At 73.5% G+C, this 21,936-nt stretch carries 18 protein-coding genes and 1 riboswitch; of the genes, 9 read left to right on the top strand and 9 right to left on the bottom strand.

Features of this window, described 5'->3' with window-relative positions; all coding sequences use genetic code 11:
• Positions 1 to 13 precede the first annotated feature (13 nt).
• Together ACFZAT_RS01865 and ACFZAT_RS01860 are read left to right on the top strand one after the other, a co-directional pair.
• On the top strand, positions 14 to 1,405 hold the full coding sequence (locus ACFZAT_RS01865; protein ID WP_391258624.1) for an SWIM zinc finger family protein: 1,392 nt from the start codon (positions 14 to 16) through the stop codon (positions 1,403 to 1,405).
• A gap of 29 nt (positions 1,406 to 1,434) precedes the next feature.
• Complete coding sequence (locus ACFZAT_RS01860) at positions 1,435 to 3,084, top strand: DUF5691 domain-containing protein (RefSeq protein WP_391258621.1); 1,650 nt, start codon at positions 1,435 to 1,437, stop codon at positions 3,082 to 3,084.
• Between the two features lie 525 nt (positions 3,085 to 3,609).
• Here ACFZAT_RS01860 and ACFZAT_RS01855 read toward each other — a convergent pair.
• Entirely contained in the window at positions 3,610 to 4,023 is a 414-nt protein-coding gene (locus ACFZAT_RS01855; RefSeq protein ID WP_391258618.1) for a cobalamin-dependent protein, read from the bottom strand.
• A 315-nt stretch (positions 4,024 to 4,338) separates the two neighbouring features.
• Here ACFZAT_RS01855 and ACFZAT_RS01850 point away from each other — a divergent pair, with 315 nt between their 5' ends.
• Positions 4,339 to 5,199, top strand: a complete 861-nt coding sequence (locus ACFZAT_RS01850; protein WP_391258615.1) for an alpha/beta fold hydrolase — start codon at positions 4,339 to 4,341, stop codon at positions 5,197 to 5,199.
• 199 nt (positions 5,200 to 5,398) lie between these two features.
• Positions 5,399 to 6,826 (top strand): peptidoglycan DD-metalloendopeptidase family protein, encoded by a 1,428-nt coding sequence (locus ACFZAT_RS01845; protein ID WP_391258612.1) that lies wholly within the window; start codon positions 5,399 to 5,401, stop codon positions 6,824 to 6,826.
• Positions 6,827 to 6,899: 73 nt separating this feature from the next.
• On the opposite strand, the gene pcrA is transcribed toward ACFZAT_RS01845, so the two are convergent.
• Positions 6,900 to 9,338 (bottom strand): DNA helicase PcrA, encoded by a 2,439-nt coding sequence (gene pcrA / locus ACFZAT_RS01840; RefSeq protein WP_391258609.1) that lies wholly within the window; start codon positions 9,336 to 9,338, stop codon positions 6,900 to 6,902.
• 161 nt (positions 9,339 to 9,499) lie between these two features.
• Positions 9,500 to 9,650, top strand: a riboswitch (cyclic di-AMP (ydaO/yuaA leader).
• Here pcrA and ACFZAT_RS01835 point away from each other — a divergent pair.
• Positions 9,649 to 10,803, top strand: coding sequence for an NlpC/P60 family protein (locus ACFZAT_RS01835; protein WP_391258605.1), 1,155 nt, complete (start codon positions 9,649 to 9,651; stop codon positions 10,801 to 10,803). (Overlaps the previous riboswitch by 2 nt.)
• Before the next feature lie 58 nt (positions 10,804 to 10,861).
• Here ACFZAT_RS01835 and ACFZAT_RS01830 read toward each other — a convergent pair whose 3' ends face one another.
• On the bottom strand, positions 10,862 to 11,215 hold the full coding sequence (locus tag ACFZAT_RS01830) for a hypothetical protein (RefSeq protein WP_073964366.1): 354 nt from the start codon (positions 11,213 to 11,215) through the stop codon (positions 10,862 to 10,864).
• Positions 11,216 to 11,524: 309 nt separating this feature from the next.
• On the opposite strand from ACFZAT_RS01830, the gene ACFZAT_RS01825 reads away from it, so the two are divergent.
• The gene (locus tag ACFZAT_RS01825) at positions 11,525 to 12,571 is read left to right on the top strand and encodes an NlpC/P60 family protein (RefSeq protein WP_391258602.1); all 1,047 of its coding nucleotides are present in this window, start codon (positions 11,525 to 11,527) and stop codon (positions 12,569 to 12,571) included.
• A gap of 42 nt (positions 12,572 to 12,613) precedes the next feature.
• A complete protein-coding gene (locus tag ACFZAT_RS01820; protein WP_391258600.1) occupies positions 12,614 to 13,375 on the top strand; it encodes a GNAT family N-acetyltransferase in 762 nt (253 codons plus the stop codon).
• Positions 13,376 to 13,387: 12 nt separating this feature from the next.
• Here ACFZAT_RS01820 and ACFZAT_RS01815 read toward each other — a convergent pair whose 3' ends face one another.
• A complete protein-coding gene (locus ACFZAT_RS01815) occupies positions 13,388 to 14,092 on the bottom strand; it encodes a LuxR C-terminal-related transcriptional regulator (protein ID WP_391258598.1) in 705 nt (234 codons plus the stop codon).
• Complete coding sequence (locus ACFZAT_RS01810) at positions 14,076 to 15,374, bottom strand: PspC domain-containing protein (protein WP_391258595.1); 1,299 nt, start codon at positions 15,372 to 15,374, stop codon at positions 14,076 to 14,078. The genes ACFZAT_RS01815 and ACFZAT_RS01810 overlap by 17 nt, the downstream gene beginning before the upstream one ends.
• 186 nt (positions 15,375 to 15,560) lie before the next feature.
• On the opposite strand from ACFZAT_RS01810, the gene ACFZAT_RS01805 reads away from it, so the two are divergent.
• Entirely contained in the window at positions 15,561 to 16,877 is a 1,317-nt protein-coding gene (locus ACFZAT_RS01805; RefSeq protein WP_391258592.1) for a PspC domain-containing protein, read from the top strand.
• Positions 16,864 to 17,127 (top strand): hypothetical protein, encoded by a 264-nt coding sequence (locus ACFZAT_RS01800; protein ID WP_391258590.1) that lies wholly within the window; start codon positions 16,864 to 16,866, stop codon positions 17,125 to 17,127. The genes ACFZAT_RS01805 and ACFZAT_RS01800 overlap by 14 nt, the downstream gene beginning before the upstream one ends.
• On the opposite strand, the gene ACFZAT_RS01795 is transcribed toward ACFZAT_RS01800, so the two are convergent.
• From ACFZAT_RS01795 to guaA, 4 genes are all read right to left on the bottom strand, one after another.
• Entirely contained in the window at positions 17,034 to 17,555 is a 522-nt protein-coding gene (locus tag ACFZAT_RS01795; RefSeq protein WP_391258589.1) for a DoxX family membrane protein, read from the bottom strand. The genes ACFZAT_RS01800 and ACFZAT_RS01795 overlap by 94 nt on opposite strands.
• A gap of 106 nt (positions 17,556 to 17,661) precedes the next feature.
• A complete protein-coding gene (locus tag ACFZAT_RS01790; protein ID WP_391258586.1) occupies positions 17,662 to 18,927 on the bottom strand; it encodes a hypothetical protein in 1,266 nt (421 codons plus the stop codon).
• Between the two features lie 167 nt (positions 18,928 to 19,094).
• Positions 19,095 to 19,850, bottom strand: coding sequence for a methyltransferase domain-containing protein (locus ACFZAT_RS01785; protein ID WP_391258583.1), 756 nt, complete (start codon positions 19,848 to 19,850; stop codon positions 19,095 to 19,097).
• Between the two features lie 269 nt (positions 19,851 to 20,119).
• On the bottom strand, positions 20,120 to 21,706 hold the full coding sequence (gene guaA / locus ACFZAT_RS01780; protein WP_147970504.1) for a glutamine-hydrolyzing GMP synthase: 1,587 nt from the start codon (positions 21,704 to 21,706) through the stop codon (positions 20,120 to 20,122).
• Positions 21,707 to 21,936 lie beyond the last annotated feature (230 nt).

Genomic DNA, 21,936 nt, shown 5'->3' with positions numbered 1-21,936 from the left:
TAACGTCGTTGGCATGCTGCTGACTGACGGGGGAGAACCCTTGGCCGACGCTGCCTCGGCCGCGCGCTGGACGGTGGAGCAGGTGCTGGCCCTGGCTCCTGACGACGCCTCACGCAAGGCGGGGAACAAGCTCGCCGCGGCCGGCTCGTGGTCGGAGACCGGGTGCGAGGCGACGGGTGCGGTGTGGGGGCTGTGCAAGGGCAGTGGGAGCAAGCCGTACCGGACGGTGGTGGACACCACCGGCCCGGCGTACAAGTGCAGTTGCCCCAGCCGGAAGTTCCCGTGCAAGCACGCGCTGGGGCTGTTGCTGCTCCGGGCCGCCGGTGAAGCGGCGGTGTCCGCCGGGACACCGCCGGACTGGGCGCGGGAGTGGCTGACCGGCCGCCGCGCCCGCGCGGAGGCGAAGGCGCGGCCCGCCGGGGGTGACGGTGCGTCGGGTCCCGCCGATCCGGAGGCCGCGCGCAAGCGGGCCGAGAACCGCGCCGCGCGGATCGGGGGCGGCGCGCGGGAGTTGGAGCAGCGGCTCACGGACCTGCTGCGCGGGGGTCTCGCGTCGGCCGAGCAGGCGGGGTACGGGCTGTGGGAGGAGACGGCGGCCCGGATGGTCGACGCGCAGGCGCCCGGTCTCGCGGGCCGGGTGCGGGAGCTGGGTGCCGTCCCGGCGTCCGGTCCGGGCTGGCCGGTGCGGCTCCTGGAGGAGTGCGCGCTGCTCCATCTGCTGGACTCCGCCTGGCTGGGCCGCGACCGGCTGCCGCCCGCGCTGGCGGCCACGGTCCGTACGCGGGTGGGGCTTCCGGCCTCCCCGGAGGGTCCGCCGGTCCGCGACCGCTGGCTGGTCCTCGCCCAGTACGACACGCCTGAGGGCAGGATCGTCACCCGTCGCATCTGGCTGTACGGGGCGGAGTCGGGCCGCACCGCGCTGCTGCTGTCCTTCGGGGCGGCAGGCCGCTCCCCCGCCCAGGCCCTGCCCGTGGGCGTCACGATCGACGCCGAGCTGACGCCCCATCCGGGGTCCGGCCGCCTCCGCGCCGAGCTGGGCGAACGCTTCGCCGTGCCCGAGCCCGCCGTCGCGCCCCCGCCGGGTGTCACGGTCACCGAGGCGATCGCCGCGTACGGGCGGGCCCTGGGCGACGACCCGTGGGCGGAGTCCTGGCCGGTGACCCTGCGCGACGTCATACCGGTGCCGTCCCCGGACGGCTGGCAACTGGTGGACGGGGAGGGCCGCGAGACCCTGCCCGTGGCTCCCGCCGCGCTGAACCGCCCGTCGCTCTGGAAGCTCGTCGCGGTCTCGGGCGGCGCCCCGCTGACGGTCTTCGGCGAGTGCGGCCACCGGGGCTTCGACCCGCTGGCGGCGTGGGCCGCGGGTGGGACGGGTGCCCCCGTCGACACCGTCACGCTCATCTGACTCCGTAGTCCGGCTCCCGAGGAGGGGCGATGTCCCGTAAGACCACACCAGCCACCACCCCGACAGTCGCCGCGTCGGCGGCGTCCGTGCCGTGGGAGGAGCTGGTCACCTCGGCCCTGCTCGGCACGGACCGGCGGCCGCCCGAGGGCGTGTCCGGCACCGGCCCGGACGGCACCGCCGCCGCGCTGCTGGACGCGGCCGCGCTGCACACCGTGCGGCGGCGGGCGGGGCTGCTGCCCGCCGCCGCGTCCCCGTGCCCTGCCGTGGCGCCCGACGATCCCCGGCCGCACCTGCCGGAAGCGGCCCGCGGCCGGCTGGCCCAGCTCCTGGCGGACCGGGCCGCGGGCTCCGGAGGCGGGCGGGGCGCGGCCCCGGACCTGACGGAGCTGATCCCGCAGTGGCTGGCCGCCGCCAATCTGCACGGCTACCGGGCGCCGGACTCCGCACTGCCCGCGCTGCTCGACGCGGCCCGGGCCCGCACCGATCTGCGCCCGCAGACCCTGGAGTTCGCCGGGCCGCGCGGCCTGTGGCTGGCCGGGCTGAACCCGGAGTGGAAGTTCGCGCTGCGCGGCGCGTCCGGCAGCGCGCTGCTGCCCTCGCCGGACGACCCGGAGGCGGTGCGACAGCTCTGGGAGGAGGGCCTGTTCGCGGAGCGGGTCGCGCTCCTCGGGGCCGTACGGGCGCATGACGCGGAGGCGGCCCGTGCGCTGCTGGCCACCACGTGGAAGACGGAACGGGCCGAGGACCGGCTGATGTTCGTCGACTCGCTGCGCACCGGGCTGTCCGCCGACGACGAGGAGTTCCTTGAGCAGGCGCTCGCGGACCGCAGCCGCAATGTCCGGGCGACGGCGGCCGAGCTGCTGTCCGCGCTGCCGGGGTCGGCGCTGGCCCGGCGGATGGCGGACCGGGCGTTGTCCTGTGTGAGCCCGGGGCTCACCGGTGACGAGCCGTTCGTCGCGGTGGAGGCGCCGCACGAGTGCGACGAGGCGATGCAGCGTGACGGGGTGGTGCCGCTCCCGCCGTCCGGCCGGGGCGAACGGTCGTGGTGGCTGGGCCAGTTGGTGGAGGCGACCCCGCTCTCCGTCTGGGCGGCGCGGTTCGGCGGGCGCGGTGCGGCGGAGATCGTGGGCCTGCCCGTGGCGGACGGCTGGGGCGAGGAGCTGCACGCGGCCTGGTGCCGGGCTGCCGTGCGGCAGCGGGACGCCGGGTGGGCGCGGGCGTTGCTGGGTCCGCCGTCGACGCCCCCGTCGAACGCCCCCGGTACGGCGTCGCTCGCCGAGCGGGCGAAGCTCCTGGCGGTGCTGCCCCCGGCGGAACGGGCGCTCTGGGTGGCGGATTTCGTCGCCGCGCACGGTTTGTCGGAGGCGTTCCAGCTGCTGGGGGTCTGCCCGGTCCCGTGGGCGCCGCCGCTCGGCCGGGCCGTGGTCGACGCGCTCGACATCGCGCGGGACGCGGGCAGCTACCCGTGGAGCTTCAGCGGCGTCATGGGCCTGGCCGAACGCTGCCTCGACCCGGCCGAGGCGGCCCGCCTGGAGGTCCTGACCACCACCCCCGCCGAACCGGAGGACGCCTCCCCCGGCGCGAACGGCTACTGGACGGAGGCGTTCCAGCGCCTGGTCTCCACGCTCCGCCTGCGCGCAACGATGGACAGCGAGCTGTCCGGGTCCCCGATGGGGTGACCGTCCGCCCGGGGCGGCCCCGAGTGCGCGGGGCCGCCCACGCAGAAGCCACATGCACGCGGCCGCCGCCGCGGCCCCGGCCCGCCCCGGCGGCGGCGCGCACGGTGCACGGCCCGACGCGACCCCCTGCCTCCCCGGGCGCCCGCACCGGCTCCACCCGGCAGGATGCCGCCGCGGACCGCCCCGCGAGCGCGCCCCTGAGGGACGGCTACGCGGAACTGCCGCCCAGCGGACCCGGCCGCGCGGCGCCGACACGGACGGCCCGCCCGGCCCGGCATGCCGGAGGTCGCGCCCCGGGCCCCGGCGCACGGCGTACCCGACCGCCCCCGACCGCAGCGCCCCGGGCCCCGGCGCACGGCGTACCCGACCGCCCCCGACCGCAGCGCCCCGGGCCCCGGCGCACGGCGTACCCGACCGCCCCGGACCGCAGCGCCCCGGGCCCCGGCGCACGGCGCACCCGGTCTCCCCCGACCGCAGCGCCCCCGGACCGCAGCACGCCCCCGGACCCCGGCGCCTTCGGGCGCCCTACGCCTCCGCCGTCTGGCGGACATTCGCGTTGACCCAGTCGACGATCGCCGTCGTCGTCGCGCCCGGGGTGAAGATCTCCGCGACGCCCTGGTCCTTCAGGGGGGCGATGTCGGCCTCCGGGATGATGCCGCCGCCGAAGACCTTGATGTCCGCCGCGTCGCGGTCCTTCAGGAGTTCGATCACCTTGGCGAAGAGCGTGTTGTGTGCGCCGGAGAGGATCGAGAGGCCGATCGCGTCGGCGTCCTCCTGGATCGCCGTGTCCACGATCTGCTCGGGCGTCTGGTGCAGGCCGGTGTAGATGACCTCCATACCCGCGTCGCGCAGCGCCCGCGCGATCACCTTCGCCCCGCGGTCATGGCCGTCGAGGCCCGGCTTGGCCACCACCACACGGATCGGACCGGTCACACCCATCACTGCCTCCACATGCGTCTCCCGTGCCTGAAGGGCCGGGGATGTGAACGAACGTTATCCACAGCATCCCGCAAGCCGCCGTTTCACGGTGGGCCGGGAGGGGGAAATCACACATGGGACATTGTTCACGGGCACCGGCCCCGGACCCCGCGGCGCTTTCGCCGTGCGGGGTCGGCCGCCCGGGGAGCCGCGTCGGGTCGCCGTATCACCGCGCCGTCAGCCGCACGGCACGGTGGTACGGGCCTCCGTCCGCACGGGCCGCAGCCCGCCCGGACCTCCGCCGGCGCGGCGCCCGTCCGGAGCAGGAGGCCGACGATGAAGACCCCCAGCCTGCCGTTCCCCGCCCCGCCGACCGCACTGCTGAGAGCGACCGCCCTGGAGCTCTTCGTGCTCGCCGGGCACGCCCTGCTGTATCCGACCGGGATCACCGGTGAACGCCACCCGGACCGCGCTCCGGCCGCCGACGAGGGCGCCGAAACCGCCGTCCGCCCGGACATCACCCCCACCGACCGGCCACCCGTCGTCTTTCTTCACGGTTTCATCGACAACCGCTCCGTCTTCGTCCTGCTGCGCCGCTCGCTGGCCCGGCACGGCTGGCACCATCTGGAATCGCTCAACTACTCCCCGCTGACCAGCGACATCCGTACGGCCGCCGAGCTGCTCGACCGCCACATCGAGGAGATCTGCGCCCGCACCGGGCACCACCGGGTGGACATCGTGGGCCACAGCCTCGGCGGCCTCATCGCCCGCTATTACGTACAGCGGCTGGCCGGTGACCACCGGGTGCGCACCCTCGTCACGCTGGGCACCCCGCACTCGGGGACCGCCGTCGCCCCGCTGGCCGGGGCGCTGCCCATCGTGCGGCAGATGCGTGCGGGCTCGGCCCCCGTCGAGGAGTTGCGGCTGCCCGCACCGGGCTGCCGGACCCGGTTCGTCAGCTTCTGGAGCGAACTCGACCGGGTGATCGTCCCCGCCGAGGCGGCCTGCGTCGACCACCCGGACCTCGACGCGGTCAACGTACGCGTCACCGGCATCGGCCACCTCGCCCTGCCGGTGCACCCGGCGGTCGCGGCGGCCGTGCGCCAGGCGCTGGACGAGGCGGAGCCCGTGCAAGAGGCCTCCGGGACCGCACACCGGACGACCTCCGGAACCACTCGCCCCACCCCCGCCGCCTAAACCGAACAAACTTCGAACATAGAGCCAAGGCTCTGTGCGGGCGCCGTCGAAACACGGCCGATTGCCCGTTTTCCCGGGCGCCCCGACGCCGTCGAAGATTGTCGATGGCGGATACCGCCGGGTACAGTCGCCGCCAGTTCTCCCGGGGTACCCCACGCCCCCGGAACCTGGTCCTGCTGCCGAGGCGAGAGAGAAGTTGGTGAACGACCAGCACCCCCACGCCGGGTATGCCGGATACGACGGCCGCTCCACAGGCAGCTTCGAGACGGGCAGCTTCGAGACGGACCCGCTCTTCGGCTCCCTCCCCGGCACCGGCGTCACCTACGACGGCGCCTATGACGCCTCGTACGACACCTCGCAGGGCTACGGCATCCCGTACACCGGCGGTGAGACCGGATACGGCGGCCCGTACGACACCACCCAGTGGGACACCGGCGCGCACCACGCCTACCAGGCCCCGCAGCACCCGCAGTACGACACCACCGCGTACGACACCGGGCAGTACGACACCACCACCGCCTGGCTCCCGGCGGACGGCTACTCCTCCGGCCAGTGGGACACCACCACCTGGACCGCCGCCGCGACCGCGTGGCCCTCGGACGACACGGGGACGTACGACACGGGCGTGTACGACGCCACCGCCTGGAACACCGGCGCCACGCCCGGGCACGAAGAGCAAAATGTGCAAAGCCCGGCCGCCTCGAACGAAGCCGAACAGGCCACCCCCTCGGAGCCGTACGAGACCTACGTGTCGTACGACGGGCACGAGTCCTACGACTACGACCCGTACGAGCCCCACCGCCGCGCCGACGACGGCGACGAGCCGGACGTATCCGCCGGGCCGCACCCCGATCTCGCCCCCGCGGAACCCCGCCGCGGCGGCCGCAGCCGCAGGCGTTCCCCCGCGAAGCGCTCCGCACTCCTCACCGTCGCCGTCCCCTCCGCCTGCGTGATGAGCGTGGCCGGGATCGCCGCCGCCTCCGTGAGCGGCATGGGCGGGGACGAGACGAAGAAGGACGCGACCACCACCATGGCCGCAGCCGACCCGGGCACGGTCAAGCCGGTCGCGGCCAACAACGAGCTGGACACCCAGCTCGCCAACCTCAGCGCCGACGCCGAGAACTTCGCGGACCGCGCCAGCCGCACCCAGGAACGCATCGACCTGAAGCAGCGGCAGGCAGCCGAGAAGAAGAAGCGCGAGGAGGAGGCCGCCCGCAAGGAGGCCCTGCGCCCCAAGTTCGTGCTGCCGGTCAAGCAGCACGGGCTGAGCGCCTACTTCGGGCAGGCGGGCGTCAACTGGATGTCCGTGCACACGGGCATCGACTTCCCCGTCCAGTACGGCACCCCGGTGATGGCGGCGACCGACGGCACGGTCCGTACGCAGTACAACACCGCCTACGGCAACATGGCCATCGTGACCATGGCCGACGGCACGGAGACCTGGTACTGCCACCTCAGCAGCACCCGTATCCGCTCGGGCCCGGTCAAGGCCGGCGATGTCATCGCGTACTCCGGGAACTCCGGGAACTCGACCGGCCCGCACATGCACTTCGAGGTGCGTCCGGGCGGCGGCGCGGCGATCGACCCGCTGCCGTGGCTGCGCAGCCACGGGGTCAACCCGACCTGAGTCGGCGAGATACGCGGAACGGCCGGAGCCTCGGGGGCTCCGGCCGTTCCGCGTATCTCAGGGCCTGCGCGTCTCAGAGCTTCTGCACCGGCGCGTACCGCAGGAGCAGCTTCTTGGGGCGGCCGTCACCGAAGTCGACCGTGGCCTTCGCCTGGTCGCCGACGCCCTCGACCGCCGTCACCGTGCCCAGGCCGAACTGGTCGTGCGTGACACGGTCGCCCGCGACCAGCGTGATCGTCGGCTTGTCCGAGGTCCGCCGGGTCGCGAAGCCGGAGGGGCCGGAGCGGGCCCGGGAGGCGGAGAGCGAGGAGGTGATCCCCGAGGTGGGGCCGGCCGGGGCGGCCATCGGGCCCTTGCGCTTCCAGTCCAGGTGCTGGTCCGGGATCTCCTCCAGGAACCGCGACGGCGGGTTGTACGAGGGCTGGCCCCAGGCGCTGCGCATGGCGGCCCGGGTCAGATACAGCCGCTCGCGGGCGCGGGTGATGCCGACGTAGGCGAGGCGGCGCTCCTCCTCCAGCTCCTTGACCTGTCCGAGGGCCCGCATGTGCGGGAAGACGCCGTCCTCCATGCCGGTCAGGAAGACGACCGGGAATTCGAGGCCCTTCGCGGTGTGCAGGGTCATCAGCGTGATGACGCCGGAGCCGTCGGTGTCCTCGTCGGGGATCTGGTCGGAGTCGGCGACGAGCGCGACCTGCTCCAGGAACTCCGCGAGCGTGCCCGCGCCCTCCTCCTCGCCCCGGTCCTGCTCGAATTCGAGGGCGACGGCGGCGAGCTCCTGAAGGTTCTCGATGCGGGTCTCGTCCTGGGGGTCGGTGGACGCCTGGAGCTCGGCGAGATAGCCGGTACGCTCCAGGACCGCTTCCAGCACGACGGCGGGACCGGCGCCGGACTCCACGATCGTGCGCAGCTCCTCCATCAGCGTGTTGAACCGCTTCACGGCGTTGGAGGAGCGGGCGGCCATGCCGTACGCCTCGTCCACCCGGCGCAGCGCCTGCGGGAAGGTGATCTTCTCGCGCAGCGAGAGCGCGTCGATCATGGCCTCGGCGCGCTCGCCGATGCCGCGCTTCGGGACGTTGAGGATGCGGCGGAGCGGGACGGTGTCCTCGGGGTTGGCGAGGACCCGCAGGTAGGCCAGGACGTCCCGGACCTCCTTGCGCTCGTAGAAGCGGACACCGCCGACGACCTTGTAGGGCAGGCCGACGCGGATGAAGATCTCCTCGAAGACACGGGACTGCGCGTTCGTCCGGTAGAAGACGGCGACGTCGCCGGCCTTCGCGTCGCCCGCGTCGGTGAGGCGGTCGATCTCCTCGGCGACGAACTGCGCCTCGTCGTGCTCGGTGTCCGCGACATAGCCCGTGATGCGGGCGCCGCTGCCGGCGTTGGTCCAGAGGTTCTTGGGGCGGCGGCTCTCGTTGCGCTCGATGACCGCGTTGGCGGCGGACAGGATCGTCTGCGTGGAGCGGTAGTTCTGCTCCAGGAGGATCGTCGTCGCGTCCGGGTAGTCCTCCTCGAACTGGAGGATGTTCCGGATGGTCGCGCCCCGGAAGGCGTAGATCGACTGGTCCGCGTCACCCACGACGCACAGCTCGGCGGGGGCGTTCTCGGGACCGGCCGGGCCGACCAGCTCGCGCACCAGCGTGTACTGGGCGTGGTTGGTGTCCTGGTACTCGTCGACAAGGACGTGCCGGAAGCGGCGGCGGTAGTGCTCGGCGACGTCCGGGAACGCCTGGAGCAGGTGGACCGTCGTCATGATGATGTCGTCGAAGTCCAGCGCGTTGGCCTCGCGCAGCCGGGCCTGGTACATCGCGTACGCCTGGGCGAGCGTCTTCTCGAACCCGTCGGCGGCCTGGCCCGCGAAGGTCTCCTCGTCGATGAGCTCGTTCTTGAGGTTGGAGACCTTGGCGGTGAAGGACTTCGGCGGGTAGCGCTTCGGGTCCAGCTCCAGGTCGCGGCAGACCAGGGCCATGAGCCGCTTGGAGTCGGCGGCGTCGTAGATCGAGAACGAGGACGTGAAGCCGAGCCGCTTGGACTCGCGGCGCAGGATACGGACGCAGGCGCTGTGGAAGGTCATGACCCACATCGCGTTGGCCCGGGGCCCGACCAGCTGCTCGACGCGCTCCTTCATCTCGCCGGCGGCCTTGTTGGTGAAGGTGATCGCCAGGATCTGGCCGGGGTGGACGCCCCGCTCGGCCAGCAGGTGGGCGATGCGGTGGGTGAGCACCCGGGTCTTGCCGGAGCCCGCCCCGGCCACGATGAGCAGGGGCGACCCGGCGTGCACGACGGCGGCGCGCTGCTCGGTGTTCAGCCCGTCGAGCAGCGCCTCGGGGTCGATGACGGGGCGGTGCGCGCCGTCGCGGTAGTACGCGTCACGGGGCGGCGGGGGCCCCTCGAACACGCCCGCGAACAGGTCCTCCGGCACCGCTTCGGGTGCGGGGTCCTCGGGGGGCGGCGGGGGCGCGTCCTCCTCCTGCTGGAGGCCGGCCAGGAAACTGTCGTCAAAGAGGCTGCTCATCGCTGTCCGAGTCTAAGGCGCCCGACTGACACCCGGCCCCGGTCCGGAAAGGTCACGGAAATGTATCGGGCATATCGCACACCAACCTTCACAGCGGCCCCATGAGTTGGCTAGCGTGCACGTTCGGACGGCCCGTACCCCCAGAGGCGACCTACGCCGAGCGTGCCGCCACGCCGAATCCGGGCCCGCCCGGAACCGGGGACCCACACGCAGTACCGGGGTGAATCGGTCCTTCCCCACCGGACCGTAGGGCAGCCTTCCGTTCCGCCCGAACCCGACAGCTAACCCGGTAGGCGGTCCACGGAAGGAGATGCCGGCCTTGGCGTCGCATCGCAAACCGCGCACCCGGATGCGCTCCACCGTCCCGGCCGTCGGGCTGACCTCGGCCGCGCTGGCCTCGGTGACCCTGCTGTCCTCCCAGAGCGCGATGGCCGCGCCCGCGCCGAAGCCGAGCATCGAGGAAGTACAGAAGAAGGTCGACGACCTGTACCGGCAGGCCGGCAACGCGACCCAGAAGTACAACCAGGCCAAGGAGGCCACGGACCGGCAGAAGTCCAGGGTCGACTCGCTCCTGGACGACGTGGCCGAGCGCACCGAGAAGGTGAACGACGCCCGCAGGACGCTGGGCAACTACGCCGCCGCCCAGTACCGCAACGGCGGCCTCGCGCCGACCGCGACCTTCTTCCTGGCCGACGACCCGCAGTCGTTCTTCGACCAGACGCACCTCATGGACCGGATGGCCGAGCGCCAGCAGCAGGCGGTCACGGAGTTCCGTACGCAGCAGGCCAAGGCGTCCGAGCAGCGGGCCGAGGCCGTGGAGAGCCTGGAGACGCTGACCGAGTCGCAGGCCTCGCTGCGCACCAGCAAGCAGAACGTCCAGACGAAGCTGACAGAGGCCCGGACGCTGCTGTCGAAGCTGACCGCCGAGGAGAAGGCGCGGCTGGCGGAGCTGGAGCGCAAGAAGGAGGCGGAGGCGAAGCGGAAGGCCGCGGAGCTGGCGAAGAAGCAGGCCGCCGCCCGTAAGGAGGCCGAGCGGAAGGCCAAGGAGGCGGGGAGCAGCGGTACGGAGACGGGCTCGGGCTCCGGTTCGGACACCGGCTCCGGGAGCAGCGCCTCCACCAAGGCGGAGAAGGTCCTCGCGTTCGCCCGCGCCCAGATCGGCAAGCCGTACGTCTGGGGGGCGACGGGCCCCGCCTCGTACGACTGCTCGGGGCTGACGCAGGCGGCCTGGAAGGCGGCGGGCGTCGACCTCCCGCGTACCACCTGGGACCAGGTGAACGTCGGGACCCGGATCGCGACGGCCGATCTGCAACCCGGTGACCTGGTCTTCTTCTACGACGACATCAGCCACGTGGGGATCTACAAGGGCGACGGGATGATGATCCACGCGCCGAAGCCCGGGGCGAACGTGCGCGAGGAGTCGATCTACTACATGCCGATCTACGGGAGTGTGCGCCCGGCCTGACCGGGGAGGGGGGCCGGTCCGAGCGGGCCGGCCCCCTCTTCCGGGGCGCGTCCGCCGCTCAGGTCCAGAGCGTGGCGATGAAGATGTTCGCCAGGGTCAGCGCGCCGACCGCCGCGAAGGCGCCCTTCTCGACCTTCTCCTCGTCCCGCTTGATGTAGACGAGCCCCAGGATCACGACCAGGAACAGCAGCTTGATCCCGATCTTGACGTTGTTCACGGGGTGGTCGTCGGCCTGGTCCAGGCCGACGAGGGCGACGCCGGTGACGAGCATGGTCAGCGCACCGTGCAGCATGCCGGGGACGAACCGGGCGGTGCCGGCCTTCATCGCCTTCATCTGGCCGAGGAAGCCGCCGAGCAGGGCAGCGATGCCGATGATGTGCAGGGCGACGACGAAATCGATGAGTACGCGCATGGTTGTGCACCCTAGAGCCCTCTCACCGGACCCCTCCGGGCAGGGTGGGGCCTACGGGCCGCTTGAATGATGAATGCACTTTTTGCCTGATTCTGTGGCCCTTTTCCCGGCCATTCAGGCTTCAAGAGCGGTCATCCGGTGACAATGCCACGCCAAGAGCGGGCAATAACCGTCATAACGACACCGTCCCGTGACCTGGGATTAGCGTCCCTTCCCGGTGGCCGTGGACCAGGAACCGTCCTCGCCGGCCACCGGAGCACCCCGCCGGTACCCCCCGCCGGGCCGTCGCACGGAAGGACGCCCGCCCCCGTGGCAGCGCATCGCAAACCCAGGCAGCGCCTCACCACCGCCTCCGCGGCTCGCACCGCGGCGACCCTCGCCGTCGCCGGAGCCGCGACGGCCGCCGTGCTGCCGGGAGCCGCGCACGCGGACCCCGCGCCCACCGCGAAGCAGGTCAAGGCCCAGGTGGACCGGCTGTACCGGGAGGCGGAGGTCGCCACCGAGAAGTACAACGGCGCGAAGTCCGAGGCGACCGCCGCCGCCAAGTCGGTCGACGCCCTGCGCGACGAGGCCGCCCGCAGGACCGCCCGTCTCAACACCGCCCGCGACGTGCTCGGCGCGTACGCCGCCGCGCAGTACCGGTCCGGCGGGATCGACCCCTCCGTGCAGCTGGCGCTCTCCTCCGACCCGGACCAGTACCTGCGCCGCGCCACCTACGCGGAGCGGGCCGGTGAACGCCGGGCCGCCGAGGTGCGCTCGGTGCGCCGCCAGGTCGCGGAGATCGCCCAGGTGCGCGCCGAGGCGGCCGGGAAGCTCACCGAGCTGGCCTCCCGGCAGGCCGCCCTGAAGGAGCACCGGGCGACCGTCCGCGCCAAGCTGGCCGAGGCCCGCCGCCTGCTCGCCCGCCTCACCCCGGCCGAGCGCGCCTCCTACGACGCCGCCGAGGAGGGCCGCGGGGCCGGCCACGCCGACCGCAGCGCGCCGCGCTCCACCGTCGCCGCGCCCCATTCGCGCGCCGCCCAGGCGGTCGCCTTCGCGTACAGCGCCCTGGGCAAGCCGTACGTATGGGGCGCGACCGGGCCGGACTCCTTCGACTGTTCCGGGCTCACCCAGGCCGCCTGGCGCGCCGCCGGGGTGTCGCTGCCCCGGACCACGTACACCCAGATCAACGCCGGACAGCGGGTCGCGCGCTCCCAGCTGGCCCCCGGGGACCTGGTGTTCTTCTACTCGGGCATCAGCCATGTCGGCCTGTACATCGGCAACGGCCGGATGATCCACGCGCCGCGCCCCGGGGCCCCGGTCCGGATCGCGCCCCTCGACGAAATGCCCTTCGCGGGGGCGACCCGGGTGGCATAGGCTCCGGCCCTCCGAAGCCAACGGCCCGAAGGACAACCGCACATGCCGATGGACGCCGACGTCCAGACCCACGCCCGTACGCTCACGCTGCGCTCCCCGGACCATGTCCGCGTCGGGCCCTTCGTGATCCGCTACAACCCGAACTGGTCGCTGAAGTACGCCAACTACGCGATCCCGGACCAGGGCGCGGAGCCGACGCCCGGCGAACTCGACGCGCTGATAGCGGCGTTCCGCGAGCGGGACCGGATGCCGCGCCTGGAGTTCCTGCCCGGCTGGGCGCCCGCCGTCGAACCGGCGCTGCTCGCCGCCGGGTTCACCGTCGAGAACCGCGCCCCCGTCCTCGCCTGCGCCCCCGGCGGGCTGGTGGAGCCGGAGCCGGTCGCGGACCTGGTCATGGCCGAGCCCGCCTCGGAAGCGGAGTTCGCCGCCGCCGCGCTCGTCCAGCACCTGGGGTACGGCGGGGAGGGCGAGCCCGAGGACGGCACGGCGCAGTGGCTGCGCGACGCGGTGGCGGGCGGCGGGGTCGCCGCGCTCGCGACGGTCGGCGGTGTCCCGGCGGGCGCGGGCGGCTGCTCGGTCCCGGTGGACGGGCTGAGCGAGCTGGCGGGCCTGGCGGTCGGCGCGGACTTCCGCCGCCGGGGCATCGGCGCCGCGCTCTCCGCCCACCTGACGCGCACCGCGTTCGCACGGGGCTGCCGCGTGGTGTGGCTGGAGCCGGGCGACGCCGACGTGGAGCGGATCTACGTCTCCATCGGCTACCGGAGGATCGGCGAGAAGCTGAACATCTCGCTGGACCCCGCCTGATCCCGCAAGGCGCTAGACCAGCCGTCGCGCCGTCGCCCAGCGGGTGAGTTCGTGGCGGTTGGAGAGCTGGAGCTTGCGGAGCACCGCCGAGACGTGGGACTCGACCGTCTTCACCGAGATGAACAGCTGCTTGGCGATCTCCTTGTACGCGTAGCCCCGGGCGATCAGGCGCAGGACCTCGCGCTCGCGCTGGGTCAGCCGGTCCAGGTCCTCGTCGACCGGGGGCGCGTCCGTGGAGGCGAAGGCGTCGAGGACGAAGCCGGCCAGGCGGGGCGAGAAGACGGCGTCGCCGTCCTGCACGCGGAAGACCGAGTCGACCAGGTCGGTGCCGGTGATCGTCTTGGTGACGTATCCCCGGGCGCCGCCCCGGATGACGCCGATGACGTCCTCGGCGGCGTCGGACACGGAGAGCGCGAGGAAGCGCACCGGGTTCTCGGCGGCGCCCATCAGGGGCGCGCAGCGGCGCAGCACCTCGACGCCGCCGCCACCGGGGAGGTGGACGTCGAGGAGGACGACCTCGGGGCGGGTCGCCGTGATGACGGTGACCGCCTGGTCGACGTCGGCCGCCTCGCCGACGACCTCGACGCCGGTCTCCTCGGTGCGGCCGATCTCGGCCTGTACGCCGGTGCGGAACATCCGGTGGTCGTCGACGAGCACGACTCGTACCCGGCGCTCCGGGCTCTCCTGGCCCCCGGTCGCCTCACTGGTCCCGTTCATCGCTCGTCCTCTCCATCTCAAGCTCGACCTCGGTGCCCCCGCCGGGCACCGAACGCAGCCGGGCCGTGCCGCCGTTGCGCTGCATCCGGCCGATGATCGATTCTCGTACGCCCATTCTGTCCCCCGGTACGGAGTCCAGGTCGAATCCCGGGCCCCGGTCGCGCACGGAGACGAAGACCGTGCGGCCCTCGACCTCCGCGTAGACCTGGACGGCGCCGCCCTCGCCACCGTACTTGGCGGCGTTGACCATCGCCTCGCGTGCGGCCTGCATCTGCGCGGCCAGCTTCTCGTCCAGCGGGCAGTCGCCGACGACGACGACCTCCAGCGGGACGCCGTGCTTGTCCTCGACCTCGGCGGCGGCCCGTTTGACGGCCTCGGCCAGGGTCTCCGGCTCGTCGTCCTCGTCCTTGCCGGTGCCCTCGGGGTTGTACAGCCAGTTCCGCAGCTCGCGCTCCTGGGCGCGGGCCAGGCGGCGGACCTCACCGGCGTCGTCGGCGTTGCGCTGGATCAGGGTGAGGGTGTGCAGCACGGAGTCGTGGACGTGGGCGGCGACCTCGGCGCGCTCCTGGGCCCTGATGCGCATGAGGCGTTCCTCGGAGAGGTCCTGGGTCATGCGGACGAGATAGGGGCCGGCGAGGAGGGCGATGCCGGTGAGCACGGCGATGGCGGCGGTGATGACGTTGCCGAGCTGGGCGGCGGAGCCGCGTACGACCATGAAGACGGCGAGGCCGAGGCCGACAAGGGCGACTCCGGCCAGCGCGCGGGCCAGTTGCAGGACGCGGCGGCGGCGGCCGACCTCCATCCAGCGGGCGCGGCGGGCGTTGTCCGCCTGGCGCCAGACGAGGACGGAACCGGCGCCGATGAGGAGGCTGGGCCAGATGTAGCGGTCGGCCTTGCTGCCCATGTCGACGTTGCCGACGAAGACGAAGGCGCCGATGAGCAGCGCGATGAGGGCGAAGAGCTGGCCCTTGTCGGGTTTGCGGAGGCGGCGCGTGCCGTCGGGGGCGGTCTCGAAGACGGACCGGGGTCCTTCCACACCGCCGACGCCGAGCGGGACCACGATCCAGAACACCGCGTACAGCAGGGCGCCGAGGCCGTCCGCGAAGAACAGGCCGAGGAAGACGAAGCGGAGCCAGGCGACCGGGAGTCCGAGGTGTCCGGCGAGTCCGCGCGCCACTCCGCCGAGGAGCCTGCCGTCGGCGCTGCGGTACAGCTTGCGCAGCGGGGGCTCCTCCGGGTCGGGGGCGTGGGAGCTTGCGGCTCGGGTGGTGGCGGCTGGCATGGTCCGATCGTCACATGCCCGTACGGGCGAGGGCATCAGGGTCGGCCCCCGGTTCGACCCTGAGACAGCCGGGGGGCGAGGGCGGGGCGGGGCCCGGCGTCCCTGAGAGGCGGGCGGGCCAATATCAGGGACCGGCCAGGGTCGGGGCGGGTGCCGGTGGGGCGCGGGGGCCGTCACCATGGAGCCATGACCGTTCCCCAGGACGCGCCGCCCGGCGCCGCACCTCCCCCGGACTCCGCACCGCGCCTGCACCGCAGCCCGCGGCACAAGGTGGTGGCCGGGGTGTGCGGCGGGCTGGGCCGGTACTGCGACGTCGATCCGGTGATCTTCCGGATCGTGCTCGGGGTGCTCTCGGTGACCGGTGGTTTCGGGCTGATCTTCTACGGCTTCGCCTGGCTGCTGATCCCGGTGGAGGGCGAGGACGAGAACGAGGCGCGGCGGCTGCTGTCGGGGCGGGTCGAGCTGGCGTCGCTGAGCGCGGTGCTGTGCGCGCTGATCGGCTGCGGTCTGTTCCTGTCGATGCTGGGGAACGGCGGCACGCTGGCGTTCTCCGCGATGCTGTCGGTCGCGGTCCTCGGCTTCTCGATGTGGACGCAGGCGCGCAAGAAGGCCGGTCCCGAGGACCCGCTGCACCAGGCGGCCGCGCAGGCGGCTTCGGAGGCACCGCCCGAGGTGAAGGCGCCGCCGACCCTGTCCGGACCCTCCTGGTGGCGCGACCCGATCGTCAAGGACGGCACGACGGGGCCGGTGGCCCTGGGCTATCTGTGGGGGCCGCCGGACACGGTGGTCGGCGGGGAGCGGGAGCCGCGCGGGGCGACGCCCGACGCGCCGTTCCGCCCGCCGCCGCCCCGGTCGCGGGAGGTGCGGGGGCCGCGGTCCATCGCCGGCCTCGCGTTCCTCGGCGCCCTGCTCGCGGGCGGTCTCGGTACGGGGCTGACCTGGGAGTCCCAGCCGCTGGGCACGAGCCTGGAGGCCGGGCTCGCCGCCGCGCTCGCGGTGTTCGGCCTGGCGATGCTGGTCAGCGCGTTCGTCGGGCGGACCGGGTTCGGCACGCTGTTGCTGGCGGTGATCACGTCCGGGCTGCTGGTGGGCGCCGCCTCGCTGCCCAAGGACATCAGCACGCACTGGGTGCGCGAGGAGTGGCGCCCGGCGTCCGTCGCCGCCGTCCGGCCGCTGTACGCGATCGGCTCGGGCCAGGCCGAGCTGGACCTGACCCGGGTCACGGTGCCCAAGGGCGACACCGTGCGGACCCGGGTGGAGGCCCGGGCGGGCCGGGTCCTGGTGCACGTGCCGCCGGAGGTCACCGTCCGGGTGCACGCGCGGACCCGGTTCGGGGCGCTCGTGGTGGTGGACGGGCGGCACAAGGGCGATCTGGACATCCGCGCCACGCAGGACCAGCGCAAGACGCTGTCACCGGCCGAGGGCAGCACCCCGGGCGGCACGGTCGACCTGGATCTGGAAGTGGACTACGGACAGGTGGAGGTCAACCGTGCCGCGTCATGAGTTCCGGCCGGGGCGCGCCGTCACCGGCCTGGTGATGCTGGCCCTGGCCGCCGGATACGCGGCGGACGCGGCGGGCGCCTGGGACGCCCCGCCGCAGTTCTTCATCGCGCTGCTCAGCGGAGGGCTGTGGACGGCCGCGTGGGTGACGTGGATCGGCTACCGGATCCGGCGGCGGCGCGCCGCGAAGAGCGCGTCGACCGAGAGCGACGCGGCCCCGCCCAGCAGCAGCGGCAGCCACGCCATGAGGTAGATCAGGTCGTTGCCGAGGTAGTACGGGGAGACCTGCCAGCTGACGGTCAGCCACAGGCTCAGCGAGATGAGGGCACCGCCGAGCGCGGCGATCCGCGTCCACAGGCCGAGGAGGGTGCCGATGCCCACGGCGAGTTCGCCGATCGCGATCGCGTAGCCGAAGCCGGACGGGCTGTTCAGCGCCAGGTCGACCAGGCCGGGGATCGCGGCGGAGTCGCGGACGGCGTGCATCTGCTCGCCGATCGACCCCGGGCCGGAGGCGTGGAAGAACGCGCTGTCGGTGAGCTTGTCGAGCCCCGCGTACACGAAGGTGACGCCGAGGAAGATCCGCAGCGGCAGCAGCGCGTGCTGCCGCGCCAGGTCCCGCAGGCTGCTGCCCTCGCCCTCGACCCGTCCCAGGCCGCGCCCGTTACCGCCGTACCCGTACATGCTGCTCCCGCCTGCCGTGTGCCACCGGACCGTACGGCCCGTCACCCGACCTTACGTACGAACGCGGCGAAAGCGTTCAGCGCGGTCCGGGTTCGCGGGGTGTGGGTCAGTCCGTGACGTCGATGACGACCGGGGCGGTCTCCGTGCCGGCGGCCGTCACCACCTGCACCTCGACCACGCCCGGCTCCACCTCCACCGGCACCGGCACGGTCAGCAGCGTGTCGGAGGGGTTCGCGAAGCCCCCGGGGACCGGCACCAGAGGGACATGGACGTGCACGGTCCCGATCCGCACCACGACCCGGGCCAGCCGGTCCGGGGCCCCCGCGCCGGGCGGCACGAATCCCGCGCCCCGGATCTCGATGTCGTCGCCGGTCCGGATCGGCGCGTCCAGGTCGCCCGCCTCGCGGGCCCGGACGACCGAGAGCACGACGGGCCGGCCGCCCTCGCCGAACTTCCCGGTGAAGTAGACGGCCGCCGAGACCGCCACCAGGAGGGCGAGGCCCCACGGCAGGTCGGGCAGCTGCTCGGGCCTGCGGGCGAGGCGGACGGCGGCGAACACCGCGGCGACCGTGGACACCAGCACGTACTGCACGTCCGTGAAGCCGCCGCGCCCCGAGTCGTCGGTGAGCAGGTCGGCCGCGCGCGGCCGGTCGGCGCGCAGCTTCTGGAGCCGTCCGGACAGCACCCGTACGCTCACCACCCGGCGCACGGCCACCGCCACCGCGCACACCAGCGCGAGGACCGTCACGATCCCGGCGCCGCGCGCCAGGTCCAGGCCCTCGATCAGCTCGTCGCGCCGGGCGTGCCCGGAGGCGGCGGCCAGTTCCAGGGCGAGGACGAGGACGGCGAACACGGCGAGCAGCACCCAGGACGCGGCGACCGCGCGGGAGGTGGAGAGCCGGTTGTCCTCGCCGATCAGCGGGGCGAGGAGGCCGCCCCGGGCCCGGTGGACATGGGCGGCGGCGGTCAGCAGCGCGGCGGTGACCAGACCGGCGACGAGTCCGGCGGTACGGGCATGGGTCCAGCCGGCCCCGATCGCGGTGGCGGCCTCGGCAAGGGCGAGGACGGCGAGGCCGCCCCAGACGAGGACCAGGGTGCGCTGCCACACCCGGTACAGCCAGGCGTCACCGGCCTCGCGGCCCCGGTCGGCCACCTCGCGGGCGGACTCGGTCAGCTCGTCGGAGACCCACTGCCGGGTCGCGGACGCCGACTGGGCGACCCCGGCCGGCAGCCCCTGCCCGGCGGCGAATCCGTCGCGCTTGGCCAGGAAGGCGGCCACCGCGCGCCGGTGTCCCTGGCGCGCCCCGTGCGGGCAGTCCCCGCAGGTGCAGCCGCCGCCGTGCGCGCCCTGTCGTGCCTCGTCCAACGCCACGGAGAACGCCGCCCTTTCCCGCCCCTGTTGCCGCGAACTGCGGTCCAACTCGTCTGTGAACGCTGCGAATTGTGCCGTACGGGGCGGAGGGGTGCCGCATCGGGGCGCACCGGAGGGGTGCCTTCGCCAGCGTGTTCGAGGGCCGCTCGGGTGCTGAGTGCGGGTGTTCAGGCGCTGAGCACGAGGTAGGCCAGGCCGAACGTGCCCCGGTAGCCGCCGTAGTAGCCGGTGCGGCGCTCGTCCACGGCGGCGACGACCCCGTCGCGCAGGGGGTGCTCGGGGTGGGCCAGGGCCCAGCGCTCGCCCCGGCCGATGTTGGCGTGCGACTCGAAGAGGTCCCACTCGCGTCGGTCGGCGGCGGTGACCTGGAGTGCACGCAGCCCTGCCGCCTCGGCCTGGCGGATCAGGTCGAGCAGCGAGCCGAAGTCGCCCGGTTCGGCGCCGAGGCCGGTCAGGGCCGCCTCGTCCGGCTCCCGTTCCCAGAAGCCCTCGCCGAACAGGACCCGGCCGCCGGGCCGTACGGAGGCCCGCAGCGCGGCCAGGGCCTCGGGGGTGCCGCCGGGCCAGGCGTGCGAGGCGCCGATGGACACGGCGAGGTCGTAGTCCTTCTCCGGCCACTCGGCGGCGGGGACCTCGTGGAACCGTACGCGCTCCGCGAGGCCGCGCTCCGCCGCGAGTGCCCGGCCGCGTGCGATGGCCTCCGGGTCGGTCTCCACGGCGTCGCCGGTGCTGCCCGGTGCGGACTCCACGAGGCGCATCAGCAGCTCGCCCCAGCCGCTGCCCAGGTCGGCGATGCGGGAGCCGGGGGTGGGGGCGCAGGCGGTGATCAGGTGGGTGGCGTGGTCGTCGGAGAGGGGGGTGTTCCAGGTGAGGTGGGTGTTGTGGGCGGCGGACATCAGGGTGCGGATTTCTTCTGCGGACATGGGGGCGGAGCCTGCCATGGGGGATCGGCGTCCGCCACGCGTTTTCGGGGGGGGCGGGTGGGGGCGCCTGCGGCGGGCCTTGTCCCCGACCCGCCCCTTCCCGAAACCGGGGCGCTGCCCCGGGCCCCGCTCCTCAAGCGCCGGAGGGGCTGAAACTGGAAACCGGGGCTCCACCCAGGGCCCCGCTCCTCAAGCGCCGGAGGGGCTGAAGACAGATGCCGCCGCCCGGTTCGCCGGGCGGCGGCATCGTCAGCGGGCTGCGGGGAGGGTTACTCCCACTCGATCGTCCCCGGCGGCTTGCTCGTCACGTCGAGCACGACGCGGTTGACGTCGGCGACCTCGTTCGTGATGCGGGTGGAGATCTTCGCCAGCGTCTCGTACGGCAGGCGCGACCAGTCCGCGGTCATGGCGTCCTCGGAGGAGACCGGGCGCAGCACGATCGGGTGGCCGTAGGTGCGGCCGTCGCCCTGGACGCCGACGCTGCGGACGTCCGCGAGCAGGACCACCGGGCACTGCCAGATGTCGCGGTCCAGGCCGGCCGCGGTCAGCTCCTCGCGGGCGATGGCGTCGGCCTCGCGGAGCAGGTCGAGCCGGTCCTTGGTGACCTCGCCGACGATGCGGATGCCGAGGCCGGGGCCGGGGAAGGGCTGGCGCTGGACGATCTCGTCGGGCAGGCCGAGCTCCTGGCCGACCATCCGGACCTCGTCCTTGAACAGCTGGCGCAGCGGCTCGACGAGCTCGAACTCGATGTCCTCGGGGAGGCCGCCCACGTTGTGGTGGGACTTGATGTTGGCGGTGCCGGTGCCGCCGCCGGACTCCACGACGTCCGGGTAGAGCGTGCCCTGGACGAGGAAGGCGACCTCGGGGCCGTCCTCCTGGAGGATCTCCAGCTGGGCCTGCTCGAAGACGCGGATGAACTCGCGACCGATGATCTTCCGCTTCTGCTCCGGGTCGGACACGCCGGCCAGGGCGTCGAGGAAGCGCTTCTCGGCGTCGACCACCTTGAGCTTGGCGCCGGTCGCGGCGACGAAGTCCTTCTCGACCTGCTCGGTCTCGCCCTTGCGCATCAGGCCGTGGTCGACGTACACGCAGGTGAGCTGCGAGCCGATGGCCTTCTGGACGAGGGCGGCGGCGACGGCGGAGTCCACGCCGCCGGACAGGCCGCAGATGGCGCGCTTGTCGCCGACCTGGGCGCGGATCGCGGCGACCTGCTCCTCGATCACGTTGCCCGTGGTCCAGGTGGGCTCGATGCCCGCGCCCCGGTAAAGGAAGTGCTCCAGGACCTGCTGGCCGTGCGTGGAGTGCATGACCTCGGGGTGGTACTGGACGCCGTAGAGCTTCTTCTCGTCGTTCTCGAAGGCGGCGACCGGGACGACGTCCGTGGACGCGGTGACGGTGAAGCCCTCGGGAGCGGCGGAGCAGGCGTCGCCGTGCGACATCCACACCGACTGCTCGTCCGGGGTGCCCTCGAAGAGGGTGGAGCCGGACTTGGAGACGGTCAGCGGGGTGCGGCCGTACTCGCGGGCGCCGTTGTCGTCCACGGTGCCGCCGAGCGTGGTCGCCATCAGCTGGAAGCCGTAGCACATGCCGAAGACGGGGACCCCGGCCTCGAAGAGCGCGCGGTCGAGCGAGGGCGCGCCCTCGGCGTAGACGGAGGAGGGACCGCCGGAGAGGATGATCGCGCGGGGGTTCTTGGCCAGCATCTCGGCCACCGGCATCGTGGACGGCACGATCTCGCTGTAGACCCGGGCCTCACGGACGCGGCGGGCGATGAGCTGGGCGTACTGCGCGCCGAAGTCGACTACCAGGACCACGTCGGTGGTGGTGTCGGGGGCGGCGGGGGGTGCTGCTGGCACGGGCGGCCTTCCGGCGGTGGAGAGGGGTCGGTCCTCCAATTCTACCGGCGGCCGGAAGTGGCCTGCCCCGGTCCGGGGCCGCCGCCCCGGGTGTGCGCCGTCTCACGATCCGGGCCGGGTGCGGTCCCGCCGGGACGGGGGGCCATACTGTCCCCATGCGTCAGCACACGACCTTCGTCTTTACCTATGGCATCCGGCCCGCCGGCTGCCATGGTCGTGCTGCTTGAGCA

The organism is Streptomyces sp. NPDC008163 (assembly GCF_042956885.1).
In the GTDB taxonomy this organism is placed as follows: Bacteria; Actinomycetota; Actinomycetes; order Streptomycetales; family Streptomycetaceae; genus Streptomyces; species Streptomyces drozdowiczii_A.
This window is presented reverse-complemented; position numbering and strand designations above follow the sequence as displayed.